This window comes from Rubrivirga sp. S365, from assembly GCF_032248475.1.
Lineage (GTDB): Bacteria > Bacteroidota > Rhodothermia > Rhodothermales > Rubricoccaceae > Rubrivirga > Rubrivirga litoralis.
Genome location: NZ_JAVTTN010000001.1, coordinates 3,210,711 through 3,233,758, shown reverse-complemented (window position 1 = coordinate 3,233,758; position 23,048 = coordinate 3,210,711). Strand labels below are relative to the sequence as shown.

The 23,048-nt window shown below is 73.4% G+C and carries 22 protein-coding genes; 13 read left to right on the top strand and 9 right to left on the bottom strand.

The window, feature by feature from the left end:
• Window positions 1-58: 58 nt before the first annotated feature.
• The gene (locus tag RQM47_RS14105) at window positions 59-553 is read right to left on the bottom strand and encodes a hypothetical protein (RefSeq protein ID WP_311665205.1); all 495 of its coding nucleotides are present in this window, start codon (window positions 551-553) and stop codon (window positions 59-61) included.
• Between the two features lie 370 nt (window positions 554-923).
• On the opposite strand from RQM47_RS14105, the gene hrcA reads away from it, so the two are divergent.
• The 4 genes from hrcA to RQM47_RS14085 all read left to right on the top strand — a co-directional run bounded on the left by hrcA (window position 924) and on the right by RQM47_RS14085 (window position 4,707).
• Window positions 924-2,000, top strand: coding sequence for a heat-inducible transcriptional repressor HrcA (hrcA, locus tag RQM47_RS14100; protein ID WP_311665203.1), 1,077 nt, complete (start codon window positions 924-926; stop codon window positions 1,998-2,000).
• A gap of 240 nt (window positions 2,001-2,240) precedes the next feature.
• Window positions 2,241-2,840: a nucleotide exchange factor GrpE gene (locus RQM47_RS14095; protein WP_311665201.1), complete on the top strand. Its 600-nt coding sequence runs from the start codon at window positions 2,241-2,243 to the stop codon at window positions 2,838-2,840.
• A 35-nt stretch (window positions 2,841-2,875) separates the two neighbouring features.
• Window positions 2,876-4,048, top strand: coding sequence for a molecular chaperone DnaJ (dnaJ, locus tag RQM47_RS14090; protein ID WP_311665199.1), 1,173 nt, complete (start codon window positions 2,876-2,878; stop codon window positions 4,046-4,048).
• Window positions 4,049-4,161: 113 nt separating this feature from the next.
• Complete coding sequence (locus RQM47_RS14085) at window positions 4,162-4,707, top strand: flavin reductase family protein (protein WP_314009348.1); 546 nt, start codon at window positions 4,162-4,164, stop codon at window positions 4,705-4,707.
• 456 nt (window positions 4,708-5,163) lie between these two features.
• On the opposite strand, the gene RQM47_RS14080 is transcribed toward RQM47_RS14085, so the two are convergent.
• Together RQM47_RS14080 and RQM47_RS14075 are read right to left on the bottom strand one after the other, a co-directional pair.
• Window positions 5,164-5,961, bottom strand: a complete 798-nt coding sequence (locus tag RQM47_RS14080; RefSeq protein ID WP_311665800.1) for a TIGR02757 family protein — start codon at window positions 5,959-5,961, stop codon at window positions 5,164-5,166.
• Between the two features lie 85 nt (window positions 5,962-6,046).
• Window positions 6,047-6,583 carry a DUF4342 domain-containing protein gene (locus RQM47_RS14075; protein ID WP_311665798.1) on the bottom strand — a complete coding sequence of 179 codons (537 nt, stop codon included), beginning with the start codon at window positions 6,581-6,583 and terminating at the stop codon, window positions 6,047-6,049.
• Between the two features lie 434 nt (window positions 6,584-7,017).
• Here RQM47_RS14075 and RQM47_RS14070 point away from each other — a divergent pair, with 434 nt between their 5' ends.
• The 3 genes from RQM47_RS14070 to RQM47_RS14060 all read left to right on the top strand — a co-directional run bounded on the left by RQM47_RS14070 (window position 7,018) and on the right by RQM47_RS14060 (window position 8,614).
• Window positions 7,018-7,479 (top strand): hypothetical protein, encoded by a 462-nt coding sequence (locus RQM47_RS14070; protein ID WP_311665796.1) that lies wholly within the window; start codon window positions 7,018-7,020, stop codon window positions 7,477-7,479.
• 124 nt (window positions 7,480-7,603) lie between these two features.
• A complete protein-coding gene (locus tag RQM47_RS14065) occupies window positions 7,604-8,014 on the top strand; it encodes a hypothetical protein (RefSeq protein ID WP_311665794.1) in 411 nt (136 codons plus the stop codon).
• A gap of 192 nt (window positions 8,015-8,206) precedes the next feature.
• Window positions 8,207-8,614, top strand: coding sequence for a hypothetical protein (locus RQM47_RS14060; protein ID WP_311665792.1), 408 nt, complete (start codon window positions 8,207-8,209; stop codon window positions 8,612-8,614).
• A gap of 85 nt (window positions 8,615-8,699) precedes the next feature.
• Here the strand turns inward: RQM47_RS14060 and RQM47_RS14055 are convergent, their stop codons facing one another.
• On the bottom strand, window positions 8,700-8,936 hold the full coding sequence (locus tag RQM47_RS14055; protein ID WP_311665790.1) for a hypothetical protein: 237 nt from the start codon (window positions 8,934-8,936) through the stop codon (window positions 8,700-8,702).
• A 514-nt stretch (window positions 8,937-9,450) separates the two neighbouring features.
• Here RQM47_RS14055 and RQM47_RS14050 point away from each other — a divergent pair.
• Together RQM47_RS14050 and RQM47_RS14045 are read left to right on the top strand one after the other, a co-directional pair.
• Window positions 9,451-10,803: a type II secretion system F family protein gene (locus RQM47_RS14050; RefSeq protein ID WP_311665788.1), complete on the top strand. Its 1,353-nt coding sequence runs from the start codon at window positions 9,451-9,453 to the stop codon at window positions 10,801-10,803.
• A 13-nt stretch (window positions 10,804-10,816) separates the two neighbouring features.
• Window positions 10,817-12,739 carry a GspE/PulE family protein gene (locus tag RQM47_RS14045; protein ID WP_311665785.1) on the top strand — a complete coding sequence of 641 codons (1,923 nt, stop codon included), beginning with the start codon at window positions 10,817-10,819 and terminating at the stop codon, window positions 12,737-12,739.
• Window positions 12,740-13,026: 287 nt separating this feature from the next.
• Here the strand turns inward: RQM47_RS14045 and RQM47_RS14040 are convergent, their stop codons facing one another.
• Complete coding sequence (locus RQM47_RS14040) at window positions 13,027-15,552, bottom strand: TonB-dependent receptor domain-containing protein (RefSeq protein ID WP_314009347.1); 2,526 nt, start codon at window positions 15,550-15,552, stop codon at window positions 13,027-13,029.
• Between the two features lie 266 nt (window positions 15,553-15,818).
• Here RQM47_RS14040 and RQM47_RS14035 point away from each other — a divergent pair, with 266 nt between their 5' ends.
• The 3 genes from RQM47_RS14035 (at window position 15,819) to RQM47_RS14025 (ending at window position 18,601) form a co-directional block, all read left to right on the top strand.
• The gene (locus tag RQM47_RS14035; protein ID WP_311665781.1) at window positions 15,819-16,103 is read left to right on the top strand and encodes a hypothetical protein; all 285 of its coding nucleotides are present in this window, start codon (window positions 15,819-15,821) and stop codon (window positions 16,101-16,103) included.
• The gene (locus RQM47_RS14030; RefSeq protein WP_311665779.1) at window positions 16,100-16,432 is read left to right on the top strand and encodes a hypothetical protein; all 333 of its coding nucleotides are present in this window, start codon (window positions 16,100-16,102) and stop codon (window positions 16,430-16,432) included. Before RQM47_RS14035 ends, RQM47_RS14030 begins: the two co-directional genes overlap by 4 nt.
• Window positions 16,433-16,654: 222 nt before the next feature.
• Complete coding sequence (locus RQM47_RS14025; protein ID WP_311665777.1) at window positions 16,655-18,601, top strand: tetratricopeptide repeat protein; 1,947 nt, start codon at window positions 16,655-16,657, stop codon at window positions 18,599-18,601.
• 132 nt (window positions 18,602-18,733) lie between these two features.
• Here RQM47_RS14025 and RQM47_RS14020 read toward each other — a convergent pair whose 3' ends face one another.
• Window positions 18,734-18,922 (bottom strand): CPXCG motif-containing cysteine-rich protein, encoded by a 189-nt coding sequence (locus tag RQM47_RS14020; RefSeq protein WP_311665775.1) that lies wholly within the window; start codon window positions 18,920-18,922, stop codon window positions 18,734-18,736.
• A 36-nt stretch (window positions 18,923-18,958) separates the two neighbouring features.
• Between RQM47_RS14020 and RQM47_RS14015 the strand changes: the two genes are divergently transcribed.
• Window positions 18,959-19,963: a serine hydrolase gene (locus tag RQM47_RS14015; RefSeq protein ID WP_311665773.1), complete on the top strand. Its 1,005-nt coding sequence runs from the start codon at window positions 18,959-18,961 to the stop codon at window positions 19,961-19,963.
• A gap of 711 nt (window positions 19,964-20,674) precedes the next feature.
• Here RQM47_RS14015 and RQM47_RS14010 read toward each other — a convergent pair.
• From RQM47_RS14010 to RQM47_RS14005, 3 genes are read right to left on the bottom strand one after another with little or no spacing between them, the layout of a single operon-like run.
• A complete protein-coding gene (locus RQM47_RS14010; protein ID WP_311665836.1) occupies window positions 20,675-22,057 on the bottom strand; it encodes a PFL family protein in 1,383 nt (460 codons plus the stop codon).
• Window positions 22,058-22,086: 29 nt separating this feature from the next.
• Complete coding sequence (locus tag RQM47_RS17485) at window positions 22,087-22,497, bottom strand: four helix bundle protein (protein WP_349256338.1); 411 nt, start codon at window positions 22,495-22,497, stop codon at window positions 22,087-22,089.
• A 23-nt stretch (window positions 22,498-22,520) separates the two neighbouring features.
• The gene (locus RQM47_RS14005) at window positions 22,521-22,988 is read right to left on the bottom strand and encodes an ACT domain-containing protein (protein WP_311665834.1); all 468 of its coding nucleotides are present in this window, start codon (window positions 22,986-22,988) and stop codon (window positions 22,521-22,523) included.
• Window positions 22,989-23,048: the final 60 nt, after the last annotated feature.

Below are 23,048 nucleotides of genomic sequence, written 5' to 3'. Positions count from 1 at the left end.
GCTCTAGCATATGCTCACCCCGCCCCGCCCGCCGAATTGCGCGGGCGGGGCGGCGCCTTTATAGTAACCGCTCGCGCGTGGCCCGCTCGCGAACCGTCCCCCCGACGACGAGCCCGGCGGCGATGAGCACGAGGTTTTTGACGATGTACTGGCCTTCGAGCGTCAGCGCGAACAGGTCGAGCGGCGACGCGAGCGGCCAGATCGAAAAACACACCTCGGGGAGCACGACGAACGGGAGGAACGTGCCCGGCATCTGGAGCGCGAGCAGGAACAGCGCCCCGCGGACGGTCGGCCGGAACAGGAGGAGCACGCCGATCAGCACCTCCCACGCGGCGAGGACCGGGTAGAAGACGTCCGGGTTGACGAAGTAGACCGTGTTGCGGACGAGATCCTCGGCCGGGCTCAGGCCGGGGATCAGCTTGAGCCCGCCGAACCAGATAAACACGACGCCGATGGCGTAGCGGAGCAGGCGGACCCCGTGGCGGCTCATCCAGGCGGCAATGCGCGCGTCGAGGCGGTCGAGGGTCGAGTGCGGGAGGCGGGTGACGTCCACGGCAGTACAGGAGGGTGTGGCGTGTGAACGGGGCGGGGCGGGGCGCTCCGTGACCGGCCGGTCAAGACGGGGCGGGGAGGGGGTGAACTCGGACCGCCCCGCCCTCACACGACGGGGGGGGCACGTCATGCGACCGACGTGCGGCGGAGGCAGGCAGCGGGTGGGGCGGTTCGGGCGAGCCGTGGCGCCACCCCGCTCGCGGCAGCTGCCGCGGCGGAACGGGCGGGGTGGCGTCCGTACTGGCGTCCGTACGCGGCCGCCCCCACAGGGCGGGGCGGCTGAAATCGGTGCGAAGGCTCGCCCCGCCCCGCCCGCGCGCAGACGGGCGCCGCCGCTACCTTCGTTTGTTCCGTCGCCTGCCACCCACGCCGTGCCCCGCCCGAGCGACCCCGCCCGCCCCGCCGGCCCGCTTTCTGAGCGGGAGCAGGACGTGCTGCGCCGCGTCGTCCAGCACTTTATCGGGACCGCCGCGCCGGTCGGCTCGAAGGCGCTCGCCGGCGACGTCGAGCTGTCCAGCGCGTCGATCCGGACGACCATGCGCGACCTGGAGGACGCCGGCTACCTCGGCCACCCCCACACGTCGGCCGGGCGCGTCCCGACCGAGCAGGGCTACCGGCTCTACGTCGACGACCTCCTCGACGTGACGGGCCTGTCGGCGCGCGAGGCCACGCTCCTCCGCGACGGCGTCCGCCGCCGGCTGGGCGACCTCGACGCCATCGCCCGCGACACGTCGCGCCTGCTCGGGCGGCTCAGCCAGCTTTTGGGCGTCGTCCTCACGCCCCAGCTCTCGACCGGCGTCCTCGACCGGCTCGAGGTCGTCCGGCTGTCGTCGTCGCGCGTCCTGTTCGTGCTCGCGCTGCGGGGCGGGCTGGCGCGGACGGTCACGGCCGAGCTCGACGTCGAGGCCGACCCCGCCGCGCTCGACGCCGTGGTGCAGCGCCTGAACGAGCGGCTGGCCGGCTTGACGCTCGCCGAGATCCGCCGGACCGGGGCCGACCGCGTGGGCGACCTCGCGGAGCACGACCGGACGGGCGTGGTCCGCGTCGTGCTCCGCGAGGGGCCGGCCCTGTTCCGCGACGAGACGCCGGGCCAGCGCGCGGCGATCGGCGGCGCGCAGCACCTGGTCTCGCAGCCCGAGTTCAACCGGCCCGAGCTCGTCCGCGACGTGGTCGAGCTGGCCGAGAGCGAGGACGTCGTGGTCCACCTCCTGGAGCGGCCGGCGGCCGTCGACCCGGCCGAGCCCGACGGCGCCGTCGTCCTCATCGGCCGCGAGGTCGAGCGCGGCCGCCCCGGCGGCCCGTCCTACTCCGTCGTGACGGCGCCGTACCGCGTGGGCGGGGCGGTCGGGGCCGTGGCCGTGATCGGCCCGACGCGGATGGACTACGGCCGGGCCATCGTGCTCGTCGAGCACGTGGCCGGCCTGCTCGCCGCCCCGCCCGACGACTGACGCGCGAGGTGGTCGACGCGGTGCCCCCTGAGAATCCCCCAGCCCGGGCTCCGGCGTGGGCGGGGCGGCCGACCGGAGCCTGCCGCACGCGCCCCGAAACCGCCCCGCTTGGCGGCCTGACACGGGGGCGGGGTGGATCTGGAGCCGCCCGCCCGTGGTGAGACCGCCCCGCCCTTTCTCCCCCGTTTCGCCCGTCCTCCTCCGGCCCGGCGCGATCTTTCCCGCCCGGCCGCTCACGCCATGACCGACCGCCCCGCCTCTCCCGACGCCGCGCCCGACGGCGCCGCCCCGCCCCCCGACGCCCCGCCCGCCATGACGGACGACGCCCTGCCCGCCGACGAGGTCGACGAGACCGCCCCCTCCGACGCCGCGACCGACGACGTCGAGGCGCTCCGCGCCGAGGTCTCTGGCCTCCAGGAGAAGCTGCTCCGCCAGACCGCCGAGTACCAGAACTACCGCCGCCGCTCCGAAGGCGACCGCGCCGAGTCCGTCCGCGTGGGCCGGCAGGGCGTGCTGCTCCCCATGCTCGACGTCTACGACGACCTCCGCCGCTCGCTCGACGCCGCCCGGACCGCGGCCGAGTCGGGCGGGGCGGGGGAGACCGGCGCGCTGCTCCAGGGCATCGAGCTGGTCACGAAAAAGTTTACAGACGCCCTCGCCGGTGTCGGCGTTGAGCCCATTGAGGCCGTCGGCCGCCCGTTCTCCGAGGAGGAGCACGAGGCCGTCATGCAGCAGCCGGCGCCCGACGCCGAGTCCGGCACCGTCCTTGCCGAGGTCCAGCCGGGGTACCGCCTCGGGGACCGTGTCCTCCGTCACGCCCGCGTCGTCGTCGCCGAATAGGCGCCGCCCCACCGCCCCCAGATCCCACCCCGCCCGTGCCCGCCGACGCCACCCAACGCGATTTCTACGACGTCCTCGGCGTCGCCCGTACGGCGACGCCGGACGAGATCAAAAAGGCCTATCGGAAGAAGGCCCTCCAGTTCCACCCCGACCGCAACCCCGGCGACGCCGAGGCCGAGTCCTCGTTTAAGGAGGCGGCCGAGGCCTACGAGGTGCTCTCCGACGAGGGCAAGCGCGCCCGCTACGACCGCTTTGGCCGGGCCGGGCTGGGGAACGGCGCCGCGGGCGCGCCGGGCGGGTTCTCCGACATCTCCGACATTTTCTCGGCGTTCTCGGACATCTTCGGGGGCGGCTCCCAGTTCGAGGACGTGTTCGGCCGGAGCGCCGGGCGCCGCCGCAGCCACGGCCGCCCCGGGACCGACCTCCGCGTCCGCCTTGCGCTCACGCTCGAGGAGATCTCCGAGGGCGTCGACCGCCAGCTCACGCTCCGCAAGTTCGTCGCGTGCGACCACTGCGACGGGACGGGCGCCGAGGACAAAGAGGCCGGGTTCCGCACGTGCTCGACGTGCGACGGGGTCGGCGAGGTGCGGCAGGTGTCGACCTCGTTTTTCGGCCAGTTCGTGAACGTCCAGCCGTGCCCGACGTGCCAGGGCGAGGGCCGCGTGATCGTCGACGCGTGCCACGTGTGTGACGGCGAGGGCCGGATCAAGGGCGAGGAGACGGTCGACGTCGAGGTGCCGGCCGGCGTTGCGAGCGGCCACTACCTCCAGATCCGCGGGGCCGGCAACGCCGGCATCCGGGGCGGCGCGCCCGGCGCGCTCCGCGTCGAGATCGACGAGCGTCCGCACGAGCACTTTACGCGCGAGGGGCTGGACGTCCGCTACGACCTCCACCTCTCGTTCCCCGACGCCGCGCTTGGCACCGAGGCGACGGTCCCCACGCTGAAGGGCCGGGCCACGCTCCAGATCGACGCCGGCGTCCAGTCCGGCCGCGTGCTCCGCATGCGCGGGCGCGGCCTCCCCGAAGTCGGCGGCGGCCGCCGCGGCGACCAGATGGTCCGCGTCCTCGTGTGGACGCCGCAGGAGGTGTCGGGCGCTCTTCGCCAGACGCTCGAGCAGCTCCGCAGCGACCCCGACCTCACGCCGAAGCCCGAGGGTTCGGGCCGGCGCGGCTTCTTCGGCCGGGTCAAGGACGCTTTCGTCGGGTAGCGGCGGGCGGGGCGGCCGCCCCGCCCCCACCGGAACGCTCTCGCCCGCGGGCGGGGTGGCCGGGGACCGCCCCGCTCCGCAGAACCGCGCGCGGGGACTCCCGTCAGACGAAGGTGACCACGCCGCCCCCCGCCCCCGCCGACCAGGCCCCCGAGCACCCCGAGGCCGTCGAGGCCACGGGCGAGGCGCTCCGGTCCGTGCTCCGCGACCTCCCCGCCCCCGTCGTCGTCGTCACCGCGCGGACGGCGGACGGGCCGCGCGGGGCGACGATTGGGTCGTTCGTGAGCGTCTCGCTGGACCCGCCGCTCGTCTCGTTCAACGTGACGCACGGGACGCGCCTCCACGACGCGCTCGGCGAAATCGACGTGTGGGCGGTCCACCTGCTGTCGGCGGAGCAGGCCGAGCTCGCGGCCCACTTTGCCGTGCCCGACCTCGACGGCCTCAAGCAGCTCGCGCCGTTCCCGCACTTGAACGTAGCGCCGGGGCCGCCGCTCCTCCGCGGCACGCTCGGCGTCCTCCGGTGCCGCCCCCGCGCCCACGTCGAGGCCGGCGACCACACGGTCTGGATCGCCGAGGTGACGGGCATCGTCGAGGGCGCCGGCTCCGCCCCGCTCCTCTACTACCGCCAGTCCTACCGCGGCGTGGGGGGGGAGGTGTAGGGAAAAGGGAAAAGGGAAAAGGGAAAAGGGAAAAGGGAAAAGGGAAAAGGGAAAAGGCGCGCGTGGGCGGGGTGGCGCGGTTTTGTTCCGCCCCGCCCATTCACACCTGGGCGGGGCGGTGAGGGTTGAGGCCGCCGTCAACTGGAGGCGACGGCAGTCCGCCTCCTGGCCACCCCGAAGAGACGGCGCAGCCAAGAGGGGGTAGGGGTGGTTGTTGGGTGGGCGCGGCGGTCGGAGAAAAGCGCCGCCCCGCCCAACGACAAGCACCCGTAGGGGCGCGGCTCGTCGCGTCCGACGTGGGCGGGGCGGTTGGGTACGCCGCCGCCCCGCCCCGTTCCGATCGGCACCGCCCCGCCCGGACGCCGTCGCCCGACGCCGTTGCATGCACCTCCCGGACAACCACCCCGCCCTCGCGTCCGCGGGCGGGGCGGTCATCTTGCCCGAACCCCGAATCCCCTACCCGATCTCCCCGCCCTCGTAGACGCCCACGCCGAACAAGGCGAAGTCGTAGCGGGCGGGGTCGTCGGCGTCGAACGCGCGGCACGCGGCCGTCAGCTCCTGGACGGCGCGCCAGTCGTCGGCGCGGCGCGTGAGGAGGCCGAGGCGCCGGGCCTGCCGGCCTGTGTGGACATCGAGCGGAATGACGAGCTGGTCCGCCCGCACGCCCGCCCACAGGCCCAGGTCGACCGGGCCGGGCCGCGTCATCCAGCGGGCGTACATGGCCAGCCGCTTGCACGCGCTCCCCGTCGACGGCCGCGCCAGGTGCTTCCGCCGGAGGCCGGCCTCCGGCACGATCGTCAGGAGGGTGTCCGAAAACCGCTGGATGCCCGGGCCGACGTCGGCCGCCCCGCCCATGCCCGACGCGAACAGGGCGCCGAGCGACCCGTACGCCTCCAGGACCGCCCGGAGCGACGTGGTCAGCGCGACGGCGTCGGCCGACGAGAACGTCCGGTGCTTGAACCCGTCGAGCCGCCACGCGTCCCGCCCCGCCCGGAAGTCGCGGACGAAGCGGTGGGGGCGGCCGTCGACTCGCTCGACCCACTCGGCCAGCTTGGACAGGATCGTCGAGCGCCGGCCCCACGCGAGGAGCGCGGCCACGAGCCCGGCGATCTCCTGGTCCGCCGGGTCGTCGAACGCGTGGGGGACCGAGACGGGGTCGTCGGCGATGAACGCGGGCCGCTCGTACCGGAGCACGAGGGCGTCCAGCGTCTCGCGGAGATCGTCGGGGCGGGGCGGGGCGGCAGGCGAGGCCACGGGCAAATCAGAAAGGGCGGGGCGGCTAGAAACGAGCGAGGGCCGCCCCGGAGAGCGGCCCTCGACACACGACGGACGAGACGGCTTACGCGTCGTCGGACGAGCGGCCGACCGTCTTCGAGCCGCCGGAGGCGGACGGCTTGCCGGAGGCGCCGGGCTTACCAGGCGAAGCGGTCTTGTCGGAGGAGGACGTTGTGCCGGACGAAGCTGCCGACGTGCCCGAGGCCGCGGAGCCCGTGGCGGAGCCCGACGGGTGGTTCACGTTCTCGACGGCCTCGCCCGACGCGCCGCCAGCGTCCGTCGTCCGCTCGACGACGATGGTGACGTCGGAGACGAGCGCGGCGAGCGCGCCCACGGCCGAGAGCACGGGGTTGAACAGGAGCGCGGCGGCCCCGGCCCCGACGCCGACCGTCATGGGGATCTCGAGGAGCGTCCGCCCCTCCTTCTGGATCTTGACGTGCTTGACGTTGGCGTCCTCGATGTAGGAGCGGACGGTGTCGACGAGCTCGTTGGAGGCCAGCTTCACCTCCTCGAACGCCTCCTCGGCCTTGTCGCGGGCGGTGTCGGCGAGGCGCGTAGCCTCGGTCTCAAGGGTCTTGTCGTCGTTGGGCGGGGCGGGCATTGGCGGGAGGGGAGAATGGGGGGAGCCCACGGCTGAGGGCGCGCGGGGGTTCCTTCGGGCGCCGCCGAGCGCGGCCGCCCCGCCCACCTCCAGCGCGCGCCGCCCGGCGTCGACCGCCGCCCCGCCCCGGGCGATTCTGCCCGAGTTGTTCCGAAAGGGAACGGCGCCCGCCGCCGCCCCGCCCGGCCCGGCGGTGGGGCGGGGTGGGGCCAACGTGCGGTTAGGGCGCGGAAACCGCATGCGAGGGCGACACCGCCCGCGCTTGAAGGTCGAACCGAGGGCGGGGCGGGGTGGCCGGCCGATCCGGCACGGGGCTCGCAGGGGGGATCGGCCATCAGCGGCGGTCCTGTACGACCGCTCCCCCCGAGGGCTCTCCGCGGGGGCACTCGACTCCCTGGGCGCCCCGCCCTCGCACACAACCCCCCCCCACACTCATGGGACAGCAGCAACTCCTCCTCCTCGTCCTCGGCATCGTCATCGTCGGCCTCGCCGTCGTCGTCGGCATCCAGGCCTTCGGCGAGAACCAGAAGAAGGCCAACTCCGACGCGCTCGTCAACGACGGTGTCCGCATCGCCTCCGATGTTCAGGCGTGGATCCTCAAGCCCGCTGCCTTCGGTGGTGGCGACGGGAATTTTGAGAACCTCGACTTTGGTGACCTCGGCTACACGATGAACACGAACGGCGCGGGGGCGAATGCCTACGGCAACTTGAATGGCGTCTTCAACATGACGGTGGCTCCCGGCGAGCCCGGGACGGGTTCGGCTGTGATCACTGGTTGCAACGCGGACAGCGACAACCTTATCACGATCACCGTCGACGGCACGACCCCTAACAACATCACGACGGTAGTCGCCACCAGCACGGAAGCTTGCCCGGGTGCCGGTGCCGGTGCTTAAGGCGGCATGATTCCACCAGCTGAGCCGCCGCATCTATATGAGGCGGTAAGCCTCGGAGCCCCCCCCGGATCTAGGTCCGGGAGGGGCTCCGCGTTCATGTTTAGATCCTCAGACGCACACTCACTTGGGACAGCAGCAACTCCTCCTCCTCGTCCTCGGCATCGTCATCGTCGGACTGGCCGTCGTCGTCGGCGTTGAGGCGTTCTCCGAGAACCAGAAGAAGGCGAACCTCGACGCGCTCGTAAACGGCGGCGTGCGCATCGCGTCCGACGTCCAGATCTGGAGCCTCAAGCCGTCCGTCTTCGGCGGCCCCGGCGAGGGCGAGGACTGGACCGACGCCACGTTCACGAGGATCGGCTACACCGTCCAGGACGACGGCACCTACGCCACCTCCAGCGGCACGTTCACGCTCGCCGGTGGCGTCCTCACGGCCGAGGGCACGTACCCCGGTAACGCCGTCACGGTCGAAATCACCGGCACGGAGCCCGGTCACGTCGCGACGACGGCCAACTCGGCCGGGGCGCTCGGGAACTAGGGCATCACCCCGCCCGCAGCGGGGGCGGGGCGGACAAACGGCGGGACCATATGCGTGGGCAGCGGCGGGGGCGGGTAGGGTTCGGGATTTGACGCGAGACGTGGGTGCGAGTCCACCCCGCCCCGCCCGCACGGGCTGGCGCGTTTTCCGTCCTCCCGCCGGCTCTCCGGCGCCCCGCCTAGCGTTTCCGTCATGGGACAGCAGCAGCTCCTCCTCCTCGTCATCAGCGTCGTCCTGGTCGGCATCGCCACCGTCGGCGCGTTCACCGTCCTCGAGCGGGGCTACCAGCAGGACGAGGCCGATGGCCTCCTCGACCGCGGCCTCACGATCGCCACGAGCGCAGTCCAGTGGAAGGCGACGATGGACCCGTACAGCGGGGGCAACCAGTCGTACGAGGGGCTGGCCGAGAACGGCCTCGAAACGCTCGCGCTCGGCCCCGAAACCGTGCGCGGCCGGTTTGCCGTCACGGCCGCGTCGGAGCGCACGCTCGAGGTGACGGGCGTGAGCGACCGGCGCCCCGGGATCGGGATCCGCGTCTACGTCCGCGACTACTCTGTGGACTCGAGCCACGTCTCGTTCGACGGCGACATCGTGCTGTAACCCGGGCGGGGCGGCAGATACGGGGTGCCGTCTGTGGGCGGGGCGGTCGTGGGGTGTGGGTGAGACGGGGGACCGCCGGTCGCCCCTACGGGCGGGGCGGATGCGCGGGGTGGAGACGGTCGTCGTGCCACCGCTCGGGGTTCTCGTGGATGTACCGGCGTACGGCCTCCACCTCCCGCTCGGTTCGGACGACGCGGTCCCAATAGCTCCGCTGCCAGACGGCGAGGTTGGGCGCACCGCACTCGCGGCGGACGCGCCGCGTAACGGACGCCTTGAACCCGCCGACGAACGCGCCGAGCGAGCGGGGCCGCGGTCCGACCACCCCGCCCGCGCCCGACAGGGCGCCGTCTCGGCCGTTCCCACTCGTTCTGGACGATCCGCCCCGCCGCACTCAGCCAGGCTTTCCCGCCGTTGATTTCCCCGAAGAGGCGGGCTCGCCTGGCGGTACAGAGGGTCACGAAGTAAGCACCGGGTCCAACGTAGTCGTGAGTGGGCAGGCGGACGGAGCGGCGGGAGCGCATGGGGTCGGGGATTTACGGATAAACCCCGCCCCATCCACAACCTGCCCCCTCGTAGGGGCGACCGGCGGTCGCCCTCCTCGGCGGTCGCCCATGCCGCCGCCCTCGCCACCCCGCCCGACCCGCCGAGACGGACGATGACCGCCCCGCCCACGTGCCCGCCTTTGTGTGTCCGGCGGGCGGGGTGGTGGTGCGCCGCCGGTGGTCCCGCCCGTCGTCGGGGGCGGGGTGGTCGTCGGCGCCCGCGCGCCGCTTAACCCGCCCGCTTGGCCGCCCGATACCTCCGCCGCCCCGCCCCCTTGGGTCCGCCCCACACCTATGGCAGAGTTCCGATTCACCGGCACGTCCGGCAGCGGCCAGACCGTCCAGGGGACGGTCTACGCGCCGAACAAGAAGGCGGCGTCGCAGAAGGTCGAGTCGCTCTCCGAGAAGCACGCGTTCGCCCTCCGCGACCTGGAAGAGCGCATGCTCTTCCGGTACAAGGTCAAACACCCCTCGGGGAAGGAGGTCAAGGGCGAGCAGAAGGCGTACGCCGAGGACGAGATCCGCTCGGCGCTCGAGCGGATGGGGCTCGAAGTCGTGGCCGTGCGCAAGGCGCTCTTCAACTACCAGTCGAAGCCGGCCACCGGCGACGTCATCATGTTCGTGCGGCTGGCCGCCAACCTCCTCATGGAGAAGATGGCGTTCACCGAGGTCATGAACCTGCTCATGGCCGACATCTCGTCGAACTCGCTGAAGGCCGTGCTCCGCGACATCAACTCCGACCTCAAGGGCGGGATGGAGGCGAAGCAGGCGTTCATGAAGCACCAGGACAAGCTGGGCACGTTCACGGCCTACATGCTCGGCGTGGCGTCGACGTCGGGCAACATGGCCGAGATCTACGAGTCGACGGCCCGGTTCCTCGAGCGCAAGGACGAGTTCCGCAAGTCGGTCCGCAGCGCGCTCATCTCGCCGGCCATGACGATCGTCGCCACGATCGGCGTGTTCATCTGGTACGTGTGGTCGATCGTGCCCCAGACGGCCGGGCTCTTCGCCTCCTTCGAGGGCATCGAGCTCCCGCCGCTGACCACGTTCTCGCTCGCCTTCTCCGCGTTCCTCGACGAGTGGATCGGCGTGCTCGCCGTGGTCCTGCTGGCCGTCGTGGTCGGGCTCGTGGCCTACTTCCGATCGCCGAAGGGCCAGTTCATGGCGGCCAAGTACATGATCCGGATCCCGGTCGTGGGGCCGCTCCTGCACAAGCTGAACATCGAGGTCTTTGCCCGCGTGTTCGCCATCCTCTACAGCGGGTCGGGCGAGAACCTCGACGTGATCAAGGTGGCCGCCGAGGCGTGCGGCAACCGCTACATGGAGCACCAGATCAAGACGATCACGATCCCCATGATGATGGGGCAGGGCACCGACCTCGTCAAGGCGATGGACGCGGCCCAGGTGTTCACGCCGATGACGCTCTCGCGCTTCAAGACCGGCGCCGAGACCGGCGCCGTGCGCAAGAGCGCGCAGCAGATGGCCGACTACTACGAGCGCGAGACGACGCTCAAGCTGAAGGCGGCCGTCGAGACCATCCAGACCTTCGTCGGGCTCTTTATCGGCCTCATGGTCGGGTTCCTGACGGTGCTCTCGGCCGAGACCGCCATGATCCGCCCGTCCTCGTCCGACCTCATGGGGATGTAAGCCCCGCGCCCTCATGCCCACGCTCACCTCCCCGTTTTCCCGGCCGTCGGCGCCGGGTTCTGCCGCCCCGCCCCCGCCGAAGGGCACGCCCCCCGGCGCGGGCGGGGCGGTGCCGGCCGTGCAGGGCGCGCAGTACGCCCAGGTCCAGGACCGCGTCGTGCAGGCGCTGCTCCGGCGCGGCGCAGTGTCGGCCGAGGAGGTGACGGCGGCCGAGGCCGCGCGCAAGGCGATCGGTGGGCGGCAGCCGCTCTGGCGCGCGCTCGTCGACGTCGACAGCGTCGACCGCGACCGCGTGTTCGAGCAGGCCGCGGCGACCTACGCCTTCCGTCTGGCGCCGGTGGGGGACCGGCCGCCGGAGGCCGGGTTCGCCAAGACGGTCATCGAGTCGTTCGAGAGCGCGGTCGGCGACAAGCTGGTCGGGCTGGGGTGCGTCCCCTACGCCTACGCCCAGGACCAGCCCTCGGGCGTGCTCAAGCTCGTCTTCGTCACCGAAGACCCGATGCGGCCCGAGCTGCAGCGGGTGATCGACGGGCTCGGGCTCGAAAAGTTCGAGGTGTGCTACGCGCCGGGCGCGGTCGTCGAGGCCGTCATCGCCGAGGCATTCCCGCGCAAGAACGAGTACCTCGAACGGCTCGCCGAGAGCACCGGCCCCGACGTGGACTACGGGGTCTCGTTCGAGAGCGGCGAAAAGACGCTGGTCGACGAGGAGGCGCTGGAGGCCGAGATCTCGCAGTCGGCGCTCCTCAACCTGACCGAGGCCATCCTCATCGAGGGCGTCCGCCTGGGCGCCTCCGACATCCACATCTGGCCCAACGCCCAGCGCAAGACCGAGGTCCACTTTCGCACCGACGGCCGGCTCCAGCACTGGCACACCGAGGACCGCGGCCACCCCGAGGCGCTCCTGGCCGTGTTCAAGGACGCGGCCCTCAACGTCGACCGCTTCGAGCGCGACATGGCCCAGGACGGCTTCATCCAGCGGAAGGTCGACGGCACGCTCATCCGCTACCGCGTCTCGATCCTGCCGATCGCGAACGCCAACCCCGAAGTCCGCGCCGAGAGCATCGTCATCCGAATCCTGGACGACCGGAAGGTGATCACGGACCTGGGCAAGCTGGGGCTCCTGGAGGGTGCGCTGAAGCAGTTCAACAAGGCCATCCGCCAGCCGCACGGGATGGTCATCCTGACCGGCCCGACGGGCTCGGGCAAGTCGACCACGCTGGTCGCGGCGCTCTCGAACGTGGTCACGCCCGAGGTCAACGTGCTGACGGTCGAGGACCCGGTCGAGTACATCATCCCGGGCGTCCGCCAGATCAAGCTCTCGCACAAACTCTCGCTTGAGCAGGCGCTCCGGGCCATCCTCCGCCACGACCCTGACGTGGTCATGGTGGGCGAGATGCGCGACAAGGACACGGCCGAGCTCGCGATCAAGCTGGCCAACACGGGCCACCTCACCTTCAGCACGCTCCACACGAACGACGCGCCGAGCGCGGTCAGCCGGCTCTACAAGATGGGGCTCGAGCCGTTCCTCATCGCCTACGCCATCAACCTCGTCGTGGCCCAGCGCCTCATCCGTACGCTGTGCCCGGCGTGCAAGGAGGTCGAGACGGAGCCCGACGCGCTGCTCCTGGGCGAGCTCGGGTTCACGCCCGAGCAGATCGAGGGCACGACGTTCTACCAGGCGCGCACGAGCGGGGCGTGCCCGACGTGCAAGGGGAAGGGCTACAAGGGCCGCCGGGCCTGCGCCGAGGCCCTCTACTTTACGCCGGCCATCCAGGCGGCGATCGTCGGGGCCGGCGAGGAAGTCAACGAGAACGAGATCCGCGAGATCGCGGAGTCCGAAGGCATGCTCACGCTGGGCGCCTCGGCCCGCGTGCTCGTCGAGCGCGGCGAGGTGTCGGTCGAGGAGATGCTCCGCGTGGCGGGCGGGGAGCACTAGCGGGCAACGGGTGACGGGTGAAGAGTGACGGACGGGGTGGCAAACCAACCGCCCCGCCCGCGCGAGCGTCGGCGCGGCTCCGAACCACAGGGCGGTCTGTATCCGGGCCGGGGCGGAGTCCGCGACCGCCCCGCCCGCACCGCACGGTGGGCGGGGTGGTGCCTGGGGCGGGGTGGTGTCGGTGGCCGCCCCGCCCGTGGCCGCCGCCCCGCCCGTGCGAAGCGAGCGGCGGGCGGGGCGGGGCGCTCCTCTTGCCCGTCACCCGTTGCCCGTCACTCGTCACCCGCTCAGATCCCGAACCCGTCGTCGAGGCCGCCGCCCTGGGGCTGCTGCTGCTGGGGCCGCTGCTGGTTCGAGCCGAACGTGTAGGTGAGCGTGAACGAGGCCTGGCGGATGGACGGGTCGAACGACGAGTCGCGGATGACGGCGCCGTCGTCGGTCACGAACTCGAACTTCGCCAGCCCGAACGGGTCGTTGACGCGGGCGGCCAGCGAGAGCTGCTCCGTGATCCGCTGGTTGAGCCCGAGCGTCGAGAACGCGAACCCCTTGCGCTCGCCGTCGACCGACTGCTGGGGGCCGTTGTAGAACACGAACGCCTGGAGGTCGGTCCCCTCGCGGACCTTGACCTGGAGGCTCGTCCGCGCGTTGTAGGCGAGGGCGTCGACGTTGCGGGTCGACGTGGGGTCCGTCAGGACAGCCTGGTAGAGGCTGCCCGAGACGAACCCGCGGACCGGGCCGAGCTGGCCGAACAGCGTGAGGTCAGCGCCGTAGTTCGTCTGCGAGTCCAGGTTGGAGACCGTGAACACGCTCCTGCCCGTCTCGGGGTCCACGCGGGCGCGCCGCGTGATGGCGTCGGTGGTGTGGCGGAGGAACGGGGTGAGCGTGGCGAAAAACTTGTACTGGAGCGTGAGCTCGTACGAGTCGGTGTATTCGGGCCGGAGCGTCGGGTTGCCGACGCGGACGGACGTGGTGTCGGAGAGGTCCGGGAACGGGTTGAGGAAGAACGTCCGCGGGCGCTCGACGCGGCGCGAGTACGCGCCCTTGACGAGCGTGCCGGGGGCGAGCGCGTACGTCACGAAGGCGCTCGGGAACAGGCTCGTGTAGGTCTGGTCGGTCGGGGCGTCGGGGTCGAAGAAGGTGCTGGCCCCGGGCGGTAGCGGCGTCCTCAGGTCGAAGTTTCGGCGGGCCACCTCGGCGCGGAGCCCGACCTGGACCTGGACCGGCCCGAGCGGGTGGGCGCCCTGGACGTAGCCGGCCAGGATCTGGCGGTCGTAGTCGAACGCGTTCGTCTGGTCGAGGTCCGGGACGAGGCTGCCCATGTCGTCGCCGGACTGCACGTCGCTGTCGCTGGCCACCCACTCCGCGTTGGCCTTCGCGCCGACCTCGAGCTTGAGCGCCCCGACCGGCCGCGTGTAGTCGGCCTGGAACGAGGCCTCGTCGGTCGTCTCGTCGGCCGTCTGGCTCTGGACGCCCGTGAGCACGTCGCCCGTCACGAGGTCGGTGAACAGGCCGAGGTCCTCGTTGTCGAACCGGGTGTAGCGGGTTTCGAGGGCCAGCTCGTGACCGCTCTGCGTGCCGCCGCCGCCGCGCGGTCCGCCCCGCCCGCCCCAGCCGCCGCGGCGCCCGCCGCCGCCCTCGGCCGCCCCGCCCCCGGCGGCGTCGGCGAACTGGCGCCGGAAGACGAGCGCGAGGTCGCCGTTGAGGCCGTCGGTGTCGTTGTCGGTCTCGCGCGTGGTGAGGGCGGGGGCGCCCCCGTTCGTCGTCCGCTCGAACAGCGTGCGCCCGTCCTGGCCGCCCGAGCGGAGCCCGAACGAGCCCTCGGCCGACAGCGTCGTCTTGTCCGCGAGCTCGTACGTGGCCGAGCCGTTGAAAAAGTGGGACGACTCGTCCCGCTCGTTGGCCCCGTCCGAGAGGAGCGCGAAGGAGCCGTCGAGGGCGCGGACGCTCCCGAGGAAGGACGTGGGCCGCTCGTTGTAGCGGTACCCGTACTGGCCGCTGAGGTCCCACTTCCCCTTTTGGTAGGCGAGGTTGGCGCCGGCCTGGCCCGACAACTCGGTCCCGCCGCCCAGCGTGAGCCCGCCCGAGAGCCCGCGGTCCGTCCCCTCGACGAGCACGATGTTGACGATCCCGCCCATGCCGTCGGGCTCATACTTCGCCGACGGGTTCGGGATGACCTCGACGCGCTCGACCTTGTCGGCCGGGATCTGGCGGAGGAGCGCGGCCAGGAACGCGCCGCGCACCGGGACGGGCCGGCCGTCGATCTGGATGACCACGTTCTGGTTGCCGCGGAGCGAGACGTTGCCGTCCGTGTCGACCTCGAGCGAGGGGAGCGTCTGGAGCGTCTCGATGGCGCTCCCGCCGGCCGTCACCGCCTGCTCCTGGACGTTGTAGACGGTCCGGTCCGCCTGCTGCTCGACGAAGTCGCGGCGGGCCGTGACCTCGGCCTCGCCGAGCACCTCGACGCCCGACGCCAGGCGGACCTCGCCCAAGTCCGTCGGCGCGCCGGCCGCCACCTCGACGCCGTCGACGCGCTGCGTCGTGTACCCGATAAAGCTGACGCGGGCTTGGTACCGCCCCGCCCCGACGCCGTCGATGGTCACGCGGCCGTCGGCGTCGGCCGCCCCGCCCGTGACGAACGACGAGTCGGCGGCGCCGTACAGGGCGACGGTCGCCTGCGGCAGCGGCGCGCCCGTCTCGGCGTCGACGACCGTCGCGACGACGGACCCCGCCGGCCGCTCGCCCGGCTGGGCGAGGGCGGGGAGGGCGAGGAGCAGGAGGACCGCGGCGAGGGCGGGGCGTACCGAAGGGGGCATCGGGCGGGGCGGAAAGGGGAGGCCGGCCCAACGGGAGAAGCGGCGGCGAGTTGCGCGGGGCCGGTGCGGATTCGCCGACGGGCGGCCCCTGCCGACCAGCCGCACGCTCGGGTGACGAGCCGCGGGCGGGGCGGTCCGTGCGGGCGGGGCGGCGGGCGGTTTCAGGCGACGTCGCGCCCCGCCCGTGCGGGAAGGGCTAGTGCGTTTGCACCAAGGCGTTCCGGGGGGGGCTCAGCCTACTCTTGAGACGCCCTCCCGACCCGCCCATGCGCGCCCTCGCCCTCGCCCTCCCCCTGGCCCTCGCCGGGTGCCTCCCTTACAGCGTCGGCCAGACGGCCGAGACGGCGCCGGAGGGGACGCTCGTCGTCTCGCAGTCGGCCCAGTTCGTCCCCATCGACAGCCCGTTCGGTGTGAGCGGCGGGTGCGAGGGGGACTGCCCCAGCGACGAGTCCGGCGCGGGCTACATGTCGCTCGACGCCGAGGTCCGGGTCGGTGTCACCGAGCGGTCCGACGTGGGCGTCCGCCTCGTCGGGGGACCGGGATCGGCGTGACCTACAAGAACCGGCTGACGGCCGACGCGGGGCCGGTCGCGGTCGCGGTGTCGGGCGGGGGCGGCGTGCTCAACGCCGGGGGGCACGCCTACGGCGAGGCGACGGTCCTGGTCTCAGGGCGGGGCGGCGGCCTGATCGCCCCGTACGGCGGCCTCCGCGGGTTCGCGACGGTTCCCCTCGGTCCGGACGCCGCGCGCGACGGGCCAACCGTGGGCGGGTTCGGAGGGCTCCGCGTGGGGACGGCCCGGGCCGGCGTGAGCGCCGAGGTGGGCGTGTTCCGGGACCCCTCGGCCTCCGCGACCGCAACGTGGTCGTGGTCCCCTCGGTGACGTTCCACGGGCGGGGCCTGTTCGGGCGGGGGCCGCTCTGGACGCGGCGGTAAGGCGGCTCGTCCCCACCCGCCCCGCCCTCGCAACCACCGACGTCGCACGGGCGACCGCCGGTCGCCCCTACGGCGTCCCGCCCCGCCCTCGCGTTCTGGGGGCGGGGCGGTCGTCTTCCGCTCGCCGTTTGCCGGGACACCGCCACCCCGCCCGCGCGTAGGACCGGCCGTGTCCGCCGCCCCCGACCCCGCCCCGCCCGCCGACGCCGCCCCTAGCGGGCGGGGCGAGACGCTCCTGGAGGCGGCGGCGGCCCACGTCCCCGATCGCCCCGATCTCCTGATCCGCCTGGCCCGCGAGGCCCGCGCGGCGGCCGAGGCCGAGGGCGACGAGCGGACGGCGGCGCAGGCGGAGGGGTACGAGGGGTTCGGGCTCTACCTCACGTCGGACCACGAGGCGGCGCTCGACCACCTGACGCGTGCGCTCGCCGCGCTCGAGCCGCTGGGCGACCTGGCGGGGCGGTCGCTCGTGCTCGGCGCGCTCGCCTCGGTCCACGTCAGCCTCGGCCACTACGACGAGGCCGCCGCGATCGCCCTCGAAAACCTCCGCACGGCCCGCGCGCTGGGCGACCGGGAGCGCGAGGCGTGGGTGCTGACGATCATGGGGAACACCTACGTCGAGCTGGGCCAGCCGGCCGAGGCGACCGAGCGGGGCGAGGCCGCTCTCCGCCTCTTCGCCGACCTCGGCAACGCCGGCGGCCAGGCCCGCGCCCACACCGTCCTGGGCGGGGCGCTCCGCGACCTCGGCCGGTACGACGAGGCCAAGGCCCACCTCGAGGCGGCCCTCCGGCTGGCGACCGAGGAGGGCGCCACGCTGACGGAGGCCCGCGCGCTCGACGACCTGGGCTGGCTCGCGCAGTCGCGCGGCGACCCCGCCGGCTCGCTCGACTTCCACCGCCGCGCGCTCGCGCTCCGCGAGGCCATTGGGAACCGGCAGGCCCAGGCGACGAGCCTCATCCACCTGGGGCGCGCGTACACGGCGCTCGGGCAGGCGGACGAGGCGGTCGGAGTGCTCGAACAGGCCCTTGCCATCGCCGCCGAGACCGGCGCTGAACCCCGAGCGGCGCAGGCCCACGAGGCCCTCGCCGACGCGTACGAGCGGTCGGGCCGCCCCGCCCAGGCCCTCCGCCACCTCCGCGCGTACAGCCGGCTCCGTGAGGCGCTGCTCTCGGCCCAGGCTCGGAGCCGCATCCAGACGCTGGAGGTCCGCGCCGAGGCCGAGCGGGCGCACCAGGACGCCGAGATCGCGCGGCTGCGGACCGAGGAGCTGGGGGCGGCCAACGCCGAGCTGGAGCGGACGCTCGTCGACCTCCGGGCGGCCCAGCGCGGGCTCGTCCAGGCCGAGAAGCTGGCCTCGCTCGGGCGCCTCTCGGCCGGGCTCGCCCACGAGATCCAGAACCCGCTCAACTTCGTCGCCAACTTCGCCGAGCTCAACGCCGAGCTCGCGTCCGAGCTCCGCGCCCGCGTCGACGCCGGCGACCTCGACGGCCTGGGCGACGACCTCGACACGGTCGCCGACAACGCGGCCCGCGTCCGCGACCACGCCCGGCGGGCCGACGGGATCGTCCGGAGCCTCATGGGCCACGTCCGCGACGTGGGCGGCAAGCGCCGGCCGGCCGACCTCCACGAGCTCCTCGAGCAGGCCGTCTCGTCGGTGTTCCGCGACGCCGAGGCCGCGCCGTCGGGCGGGGCGGTCCGCGTCGAGCGCCACTACGCCGACGGGCTCGGCCCGGTCGAGGTGGCGCCGGGCTCGCTCCAGCGCGTGTTCGTGAACCTCCTCGACAACGCCCGCTACGCGCTCGCCCACCGCCCCGCCCCGCCCGACGGAGAGGCCGAGCCGCCCACCGTCACGATCTCGACCGAGCGGTACCCGGGCGGGGTGGAGATCCGCGTGGCCGACAACGGCGTCGGCATCCCGCTCGCCCACTGCGCCCGCGTGTTCGAGCCGTTCTTCACCACGAAGCCGACGGGCCAGGGGACCGGCCTGGGCCTCTCACTCGCCTACGACATCGTGACCGGGGGCCACGGCGGCACGCTCGGCGTCGTCAGCCGCGAGGGCGAGGGGGCCACGTTCACGGTCACGCTGCCGACGGGGGAGGGGGAGGGATGTAGGGAATAGGGACTGGGGAAGAGGGAAAGACAGGGCCGCCCCGCCCCAGCCGCGTTCGGTGGCGACGGGCGGGGCGGCCGTCCTCTTCCTCGTTCCTGTCTCCCCGTTCCCACGTCCCCGCGAGCGCAGCGAACATCCCCCTCACTGCTCGATGCTCCGCGCGTCCAGGCTCGTGACCGACTCGTCGTTGGCCGTGTAGGCGACCTCGATGGGGTTGCAGCACACCTCGCAGTCCTCGACGTAGCGCTGGGCCGGCACCGTGGGGTCGAGGAGCATGGTGATCGGCGCGGCGCAGTACGGGCAGGACAGCTCGACTTCGACCTCGAACATGGGCGGCGTAGGTTGTGGACCCCCGCCTACGCGCCCGTGCCGACCGCCGCTCCGCTCCTCCTGACCGCGTCGTCCCTCGTCGGCGGCGCCCTCGTCCTCGCCGGCTGCGCGGCCGCCCCGCCCCGCCCCGCGCTGGAGTCCGCCCCGGCCCGCTCTGCGCCCGCCCCGCCCTGGCCCGAGGCCCAGCCCGACGCTGGCCTCCAGGCCGCCGTCGAGGTCCTGGTCGACGGGTTCGACGGCGCCGTCGGCGTCTACGTCCGCCACCTCCCGACCGGCCGCGAGGCCGCGCTCCGCACCGACGAACGGTTCCCGACGGCGAGCCTGATCAAGGTGCCCATCCTGGCCACGCTGTTCGACCAGGTCGAGGCCGGCCGGTGGGCGTACGACCAGACGTTCCGCGTCGGGGATGCTCCGCCTTACCCGCACCCCGACGTGGGCCTCGTCGGGCAGCTCCGGCCGGACGCGACGGTCGCGCTCCACCAGCTCATCGAGATGATGCTCTCGGCGTCGGACAACTCGGCGAGCTTCTGGCTCCAGGACCTCGTCGGCGGGGGCGGGGCGGTCAACGACTGGCTCGCCGACCACGGGTTCGAGGCCACGCGCCTCAACAGCCGCACGCCGGGCCGCGAGGACGCCTACGCCGCCTACGGGTGGGGCCAGACGACGCCGCGCGAGATCGCCGCGCTCGTCCAGCGCGTCGTCGAGGGCGGGGCGGTCTCGCCGGCGGCCGACCTCGAGATGCACCGGCTCCTCACGCGGACGTTCTACGACGACGGGGCCGTCGGGGCCGTGCCGCCGGGCGTCCAGGTGGCGAGCAAGCAGGGGTGGGTCGCGGCGTCGCGGGCCGAGGTGGTCTACGTCCACGCGCCGTCCGGCCCGTACGTGGCCGCCGTCCTCACGCGCGACCAGGGCGACACGCGGGACGGGCCGGACAACGCGGGCGCCGTGCTGGTCCGCTCCGTCGCGTGCCTCCTCTGGGACACGTTCGAGCCCGGGCGCCCGTGGGCCGCCCCGCCCGGGTCCGAGCGGTACCGGTTCTGAGGGTACGGGGTACGGGGTACGGGCGCGCCGGTCCGTGGTGCCAGATTCGTTCCGCCCCGCCCCGCCCGGTCCAGGTCTGGGCGGGGTGGCGACAGGCGAGGCCGCCGCCAACTGGAGGGCGGTCCCCCTCCTGGCCACCGCGCAGCGTCGGCGCAGCCAAGAGGGGTAGGACCCAAAGGGCGGACCCAAAGGGCGGACCCAAAGGGCGGACCCAAAGGGCGGACCCAAAGGGCGGACCCAAAGGGCGGACCCAAAGGGCGGACCCAAAGGGCGGACCCAAAGGGCGGACCCAAAGGGCGGACCCAAAGGGCGGACCCAAAGGGCGGACCCAAAGGGCGGACCCAAAGGGCGGGGTGGTGGACGACGCGGGCGGGGCGGTCTGAGAAAGATGCCGCCCCGCCCCCTACCGCCCCGCCCAACGACGGGCAGCCGTAGGGACACGACTCGTCGTGTCCAGGGCGGGCAGACCCAAAGGGCGGGGCGGTTCTGGACGCCGCCGCCCGTAGCCGCCCCGCCCGTGGCGCGGTGAGTTCGTCGGGCGATTGCGGACACCACGCGTGGTGCCCTACGAATCCGCTCTGCCCAGAGGCTGGTGCCCGGCGGCGTTGCACGCAACGCCGCTACGTCGGCCGCCCCGGCGCGGGCGGGGTGGAGCACCTCCGCTGCCCGCTGCCCGCTGCCCGCTGCCCGCTCACGTCTGGGCGGGGCGGCTCAGTTGGTCAGGCTGCGGATGGGCGCCGGGATGCGGCCGCCGCGCCGGGCGAACACGGCGTTCGAGACGTCGGAGACGGGCATGATCGGCGCCCGGCCGAGGAGCCCGCCGTAGTCGGCCCACTCGCCGACGCCCTTGCCGGCGACCGGCAGCAGCCGCACGGCCGTCGTCTTGTCGTTGACCATGCCGATCGCGAACTCGTCGAACAGGATGCCCGCGATGGTCTCGGCCGACGTGTCGCCGGGGACGGCGACCATGTCGAGGCCGACCGAGCAGATCGCGCTCATGGCCTCGAGCTTGGCGAGCGAGAGGGCGCCCGAGGCTGCGGCCTCGATCATGGCCTGGTCCTCCGACACCGGCATGAACGCCCCGCTCAGGCCGCCCACGTGGCGGGCCGCCATGAGCCCGCCGCGCTTGACGGCCTCGTTGAGCATGGCGAGCGCCGCCGTCGTCCCGGGCGCGCCGACCTCGCCGAGCCCCATCGCGCGGAGCACGTCGCCGACCGAGTCGCGGTCGGCCGGCGTCGGCGCGAGCGAGATGTCGACGACGCCGAACGGGACGGGCGTGCCCACGCGGTCCTCCAGGCGCTCGGCCACGCGGCGGCCGATGAGCTCGCCGGCGCGCGTGATCTTGAACGCCATCGTCTTGATCGCGTCCGTGACGGCGCCGAAGTCGGCGTCCGGCCCCAGCGCCTCGACGGCGCGGAGCACGACGCCCGGGCCGGAGATGCCGACGTTGAGCGCGCTCCCGGGCTCGCTCGGCCCGTGGAAGGCGCCGGCCACGAAGGGGTTGTCGCCGACTGCGTTGCAGAAGGCGACGAACTTGGCGCAGCCGATCGAGTCGCGGTCGGCCGTCCGCGCGGCCATGCCCTTGATGGCGCGGGCGACGGCGAGCACGGCGTCGGCGTTGATGCCGGCCTTCGTGCTCCCGCAGGCGACCGACCCGCACACGCGGTCCGTGGTCGCGAGCGCTTCGGGGAGCGCCTCGATAAGCGCCGCGTCGCCGGGCGTCGTGCCCTTCTCGACGAGCGCGCTGAAGCCGGCCAGGTAGTCGACGCCGACCTCGGCCGCGGCCCGGTCCAGCGTGTGCGCGAGCTCCACGAACTCCTCGGGCGAGAACCCGTCGGCGACGAGCGCGGCCGGCGTGATCGAGACGCGCTTGTTGGCGATACGGACGCCGTACGTCCGCTCGACCTCCTCGGCCGCGGCCACGTGGTGCTCGGCCGTCTGCGTGACGCGGTCGTAGACGTTCTGCCGCGTCGAGGCGGCGTCCCGGCTCTGGCACCCCCGGAGGCTGATGCCCAGCGTGACGGTGCGGATGTCGAACGCGTCCGCCTCCGTCATGCGGACGGTTTCGAGAACTTCGGGGAGGGATACAGGCATGGAGGGATAGAGGGATGGGGGGAGGCGGCTCAGGCACCGAGCGACCGGATCAGGCCGTGGAGCATCCTCCGAACGTGGTCGATGTGCTGGAGGAGCGGGGCGGCTCCTTCTGCCGTGAGGAGGCCGACCCGCTCCGCGACAATGAGTTGGGTGCGGACTTCGTAGAGCGACCCCCGAGCGATTCGGAGGAATCGGGCGTAGTCCTGTGTCGACCCGCGTCCCCACCCCTCTGCAATGTTCGATGGAATCGAAACGGCAGCGCGGCAGAGTTGAGAGGTCAGCCCAAACCGCTCGTCTTTCGGGAACGCGCGAGTCGCGCCGTAGACGAGCTCGCAGAGCGAGATCCCCTCTTGCCACACTCGGAGGTCTTCGTAGCTCCTGACGCCAGATTCCGCGACACGCCCGACTCCAGGCTCGGCCCATCCCTCTTCATCCCGCATCCCCCATCCCTCGTGCCCCCCGCTCACGGCCGGTGCATGGCCTGGAAGAGGTCCTCGTGCTGGAGGAGGACGCGGGCGCCGAAGGCGTCGCCGCGCGCCTGGAGGCGGTCGCGGGCGGCGCCGAGGTCGGCGTCGGCGTCGAGGTCGGCCACGAGGACGACGGTGAAGTAGCCCTGGAGGATCTTCTGCGACACGTCGAGGAGGTTGGCGCCCGAGGCCGCGAGCTCGGCCGTGATGGCGGCGAGGATGCCCGGCGTGTCGCGCCCGTAGGCCGTCACCACGACGCGCGTCCGCCCCGCCCCGCCGGCCGCCGCGCTTTCGGAGCCGCCCCGCCCGGCGCTCGGGGCGGGGCGGGGCGGGGCCGCGGCCGTCTCCGGCGCCTCCAGGACCGCCCGCGCCACGCGCTCGACGCGCTCGGGCGTGGCCTCGCCGCCGAGGGCGTCGGCGATCCGGTCGATGAGGGCGCGGACGTCGGGGGCGGGGCGGGGCACGGCGGGCGGGGCGGAGGGGGAGGGCGGGCGCGTCCCCCGGGTTCGGGTGCCGCGGGACCG

Bases quoted from the DNA above. Each gene is read 5' to 3' on its own strand.
- RQM47_RS14050 (WP_311665788.1), top strand. From the start codon at position 9,451: ATGGCAGAGTTCCGATTCACCGGCACGTCCGGCAGCGGCCAGACCGTC.
- RQM47_RS14075 (WP_311665798.1), bottom strand. From the start codon at position 6,583: ATGCCCGCCCCGCCCAACGACGACAAGACCCTTGAGACCGAGGCTACG.
- RQM47_RS14020 (WP_311665775.1), bottom strand. From the start codon at position 18,922: ATGTTCGAGGTCGAAGTCGAGCTGTCCTGCCCGTACTGCGCCGCGCCG.
- RQM47_RS14095 (WP_311665201.1), top strand. From the start codon at position 2,241: ATGACCGACCGCCCCGCCTCTCCCGACGCCGCGCCCGACGGCGCCGCC.
- RQM47_RS14045 (WP_311665785.1), top strand. From the start codon at position 10,817: ATGCCCACGCTCACCTCCCCGTTTTCCCGGCCGTCGGCGCCGGGTTCT.
- RQM47_RS14040 (WP_314009347.1), bottom strand. From the start codon at position 15,552: ATGCCCCCTTCGGTACGCCCCGCCCTCGCCGCGGTCCTCCTGCTCCTC.
- RQM47_RS17485 (WP_349256338.1), bottom strand. From the start codon at position 22,497: ATGCGGGATGAAGAGGGATGGGCCGAGCCTGGAGTCGGGCGTGTCGCG.
- RQM47_RS14070 (WP_311665796.1), top strand. From the start codon at position 7,018: ATGGGACAGCAGCAACTCCTCCTCCTCGTCCTCGGCATCGTCATCGTC.
- RQM47_RS14060 (WP_311665792.1), top strand. From the start codon at position 8,207: ATGGGACAGCAGCAGCTCCTCCTCCTCGTCATCAGCGTCGTCCTGGTC.
- RQM47_RS14035 (WP_311665781.1), top strand. From the start codon at position 15,819: ATGCGCGCCCTCGCCCTCGCCCTCCCCCTGGCCCTCGCCGGGTGCCTC.
- RQM47_RS14010 (WP_311665836.1), bottom strand. From the start codon at position 22,057: ATGCCTGTATCCCTCCCCGAAGTTCTCGAAACCGTCCGCATGACGGAG.